We start from the raw sequence: 3,970 nt of genomic DNA on the forward strand, positions 1-3,970 counted from the left end.
TAGGCTGCCGTTGCTACCCCCGCGTCGCCCGAATAACACCAGAACCCGACCCCCATGGTCTCACAAGCGCCGATAAAGCGAACGGCGCGGGTAATGCCGCCCAAGACCGCAAAATTGGTGACGATGAAGTCCGGCACTCCGATACGAACAGCTTTTCGGAGATCTGGGACATGGGTGGAGAAGGGAATGGCAGAATGCCGACGCAATACGCCCATCTCTTCGAAGGTGGCTACGGGATCCTCATAATTCCGGATATCGAAAGGCTCGATTTCGCGAAGGATTCTGACAGCGGTTGGCAACGACCACTGCATATTGCTGTCGAGCCGGATCATGTCGCGGGGGCCCAAAGCGGCGCGAAGCGCCTTTACGGTCTCAATCTCAAGGACCGGGTCGCCCAAGATGAGTTTACCCTCGAACATCGTCGAGCCGTGAAGCTCCCGCATGTGTAGGCAATAGTCAGCTACCGCCTCGGGAGACATTTCCCCTCCCTCACGGAATCCGAAGTATTCGGTAAAAGGAATTTCCTTCCTGACGGCACCGCCTAACAGCTTGTAAAGTGGCTCCTGCGCCACTTTACCTCTAATATCCCAGAGAGCGATTTCGATCGCACCGAAAGCTTTTACAACCGAACTATCGTCCGTATTCTGGACGATTTGCCATGGTGGAACAGTCAAAGACTCGCAGTAGGCGATGTCGAGAGGATCCTGACCCACCAACCTTTCGCCCATAGCCTGAATTGTTGCCAAGACATCGACCGAAGGCGCTTCACCAAGACCCACGATCCCTTGGTCGGTTTCAACTTCGACGATCACTTTGGAGGTGCCGGGATAATGTCCGCCGGTCCACCAAAGGGGTTTTTCAAGCGGTATATTGACCGGAGTCGCCTTTACAGAACGAATCTTCATTGCTTTGTCCGAAATTGAGAAAAAGGCTAGTGCTGAGCGTGGCCGCTCAGTACCACTGGTCCGATTGCGCAGATTTTTTTCGCGCGCAGAATTCGGCCAGCTCGTTGTCGATGGCCGGGTCGAGAGGGGGGGCCTCGTACTCGGCAAGCAGCTTCTTCCAGCGCGCGTTGGCGCGTACCAAGGCATCTTTTTCCCCCGCGTCACGCCACTGCTCGAAGCTATTGTTGTCAGCGACTTCCGACTCCCAGAAAGCCGTTCGATAGTTCGCGATGGTGTGGCCGCAGCCAAAGAAATGCTTGCCCGGGCCTACCTCGCGGAACGCGTCGAGCGCCAGCTGATTGGGATTGACGGAAAGGCCTGCCATGTAGACGTGCAGCGCGCTGCAGAGGTCAGCATCCAGGATCAGCTTCTCATAGCCCATGGTCAGCCCGCCTTCGAGCCAACCGGTCGAATGCAGGATGAAATTGGCGCCGCACTGGACGGCGGCCTGCATGGCGACCGCGCTTTCCGTCATCGCCTGGCCGTCAGCCACCTTTGACGACGTGAAGGCGCCTGAGCACCGCAGGGGTAGGCCAAGCCGGCGAGCGAGCTGGCCCACGACCAGCGATCCCAATGCCGGTTCCGGGGTACCGAAGGTCGGTGACCCAGTGCGTAGATCGGTCGACGAGAGAAAGTTGCCGAAGATGGTAGGGGCGCCGGGCCGCACGAGCTGGGTCAGGGCGCAGCCCACCATGGTCTCGGCAAGCGATTGCGCGATGGCGCCGGGCGTTGTCACCGGACCCATCGCGCCACCGAGGATGAAGGGCACGATCACCGCTCCCTGGTTGGCGCGCGCATAGACCTTGAGCGCGCCTGTCATGGTGGCGTCGAAAACGAGCGGAGAGTTGGCGTTGATGTTTGCGAGGATGACGCAGTTCTGGTCGACGAACTCCCGGCCAAAGACGATGCGGGCCATTTCAATTGAATCTTCGGCCCGCTCAACCGAAGTGACTGACCCCATGAAAGGCTTGTCCGAATAGCGCAGATGGGCCGACACCATATCGAGGTGCCGCTTGTTCACCGGAATGTCGACTGGCTCGCATACCGTTCCGCCCGAATGGTGCAGCCAAGGGATGGAATAGGCGAGTTTGACGAAGTTTTGAAAATCGACGAGCGCACCGTATCGGCGTCCACCGTCCAGATCGCGCACGAAAGGTGATCCGTAGGCTGGCGCAAACACGACGTGCGGGCCGCCGATTTTCAGGGAACGCGCCGGATTTCGGGCATGCTGCGTGAAAGTCGAAGGCGCGGTTTTCAGAATCGGGCCGAGCATCCCTCTTGGAAAGCGCACCAACTCGCCGTCGACCTTGGCGCCTGCGGCCCGCCACAGGTCGAGCGATTCCGGATCGTCGCGGAACTCAATGCCGATTTCTTCCAAGATGACGGCGGCGGCGTCTTCGATTGCCAGCAGGCCTTCCTCGGAAAGCAGATCGTAGGGCCTAATGCGGAGCTCGACGCCGGCGAGGACAGCCGCTGCCTCGTGGCCCCCAGCTGGAGCACGTCGGTTCGAGCGGCCTCGTGCTCGAGTAATCGGCGCCTCTGGCTCGGACATGCTTTGTGTCTTCCCTTTTTCTTTTCCTTCTATAAGTTTGATTGGTAGAAACGCGCAGGTAAACCGCAATTATTCTGATGTCAGCATAAATGGAAGTTATGCAATGCCTCGTTTACGCATTCCAAGCCCCGCCGGCCTTATCACCTTTGAGGCTGCGGGGCGGCATCTGAGCTTCACCAACGCAGCTGAAGAGCTTCGCGTCAGCCAGGCCGCTGTGAGCTCGGCCATCAAAAGCCTGGAGGGGGACCTCGGCGTTGAGCTATTTGTTCGTCAGCATAAACGCATCGTTCTGACGGAAGCTGGTCAGCGTTTCTACAGCGATGTTGCAATGGGTCTCGGCCATATTGCCCGATCGGCGGAGGCTGTTAGGCGGACGACCGAGGACAAGCATGTTGTCCTCTCATCGTCGACGGCGTTCGCGAGTCACTGGCTGATCCCACGGCTGCCTAGTTTTCGGGCGCAGCATCCCGAAATCGAAATCCGGATCCAGACGGCTGACCGCGACACCGATCTGGGACCGGATCCCCACTTGATCGGTGTCCGCCGCGGGCTGGGCGATTGGCCCAACTATCGGGCTTTCCGTTTCGGCGGCGAGAACCTTATCCCGGTCTGCAGCCCCAGCTATCTTCAGCAGTCCGGCGCGCCAGGCGATCTGCCGGATCTTGCCAGTCGGACCCTGATCCACCTTGACGAGCCTCACCGGCCACGTCCGGCGTGGAAGGACTGGTTTGCCCATTTCGGAATTGACTTTACCGACGTCGGTGAAGGCTTGCGACTCAATGATTACAGCCTGGTCGTTCAGGCGGCGATCGGCGGGCAAGGCATCGCATTAGGCTGGACGCGCCTCGTCAACCATCCGCTGAGTGAGGGGTTGCTTGTTCCCGCCCTCGCCGGTAACTGGTCAACCGGGTATGCGTTTTTCATCGTTAGCAACCGTTCGGTGGACCTCGCTCCGGAAGCAAAGCTGGTGAAGGACTGGATCCTCCAAGGTGCCCCCGATGACCAGGGTTGACCAGAGCCCGGCTCCCCGATTTGTCCATAGCCGCATGACTACCCTGGAATCGGTTCAACGGTAGCCTTCAGACCGTGCCGCCACGCACCGATGCTCGGGGACTTGCTGTCCTGTGCGATGGCAGGCGCCGCAAGTGTGATAGCCAGCGCCAGCGCGGGTAGTAATGCTTTCATGGTTCATTCCTTTCAATTGTGGCGATGCGGGAGGCGCGCATGGCGCTCATTACGGTGGGTTCGCGCCCTCTTCAAGGAAGTTGAAGCGAAGAGGACTTTCGCCGCGGTTCGAGTCACGGCGCACGCACATTCTAATTTGCTAATTTGCCTTCGCTATCTGGATGGTGATCGGGCCCGGGCGATTGAATACGGACGCATCGCCGTCAATGGGGCCAAGAATGACGATCCCGGCTTGCGGAACATGGCCGTCGCGATAGAAAATCACGAAGTCGGTCGATCCCTCTCCTGG

General features: G+C 59.2%; 3 protein-coding genes. 1 reads left to right on the forward strand and 2 read right to left on the reverse strand.

Features of this window, described 5'->3' with window-relative positions; translation table 11 throughout:
- Together EN749_RS32170 and EN749_RS32175 are read right to left on the reverse strand one after the other, a co-directional pair.
- Positions 1-905: mandelate racemase/muconate lactonizing enzyme family protein (locus EN749_RS32170; RefSeq protein ID WP_128364677.1), on the reverse strand; the 905-nt coding region annotated here is incomplete at its 3' end.
- A 46-nt stretch (positions 906-951) separates the two neighbouring features.
- Complete coding sequence (locus EN749_RS32175) at positions 952-2,496, reverse strand: trimethylamine methyltransferase family protein (protein ID WP_128364678.1); 1,545 nt, start codon at positions 2,494-2,496, stop codon at positions 952-954.
- 103 nt (positions 2,497-2,599) lie between these two features.
- Here EN749_RS32175 and EN749_RS32180 point away from each other — a divergent pair, with 103 nt between their 5' ends.
- The gene (locus EN749_RS32180; protein WP_189367861.1) at positions 2,600-3,508 is read left to right on the forward strand and encodes a LysR substrate-binding domain-containing protein; all 909 of its coding nucleotides are present in this window, start codon (positions 2,600-2,602) and stop codon (positions 3,506-3,508) included.
- The last annotated feature ends 462 nt before the right edge of the window (positions 3,509-3,970 follow it).

The sequence above is a fragment of the Mesorhizobium sp. M7A.F.Ca.ET.027.02.1.1 genome (genome assembly GCF_004022985.1).
GTDB lineage: Bacteria > Pseudomonadota > Alphaproteobacteria > Rhizobiales > Rhizobiaceae > Mesorhizobium.

What these genes read in the sequence shown, in the direction of transcription:
- EN749_RS32175 (WP_128364678.1), bottom strand. Translation starts at nt 2,496, where the DNA reads ATGTCCGAGCCAGAGGCGCCGATTACTCGAGCACGAGGCCGCTCGAAC.
- EN749_RS32180 (WP_189367861.1), top strand. Translation starts at nt 2,600, where the DNA reads ATGCCTCGTTTACGCATTCCAAGCCCCGCCGGCCTTATCACCTTTGAG.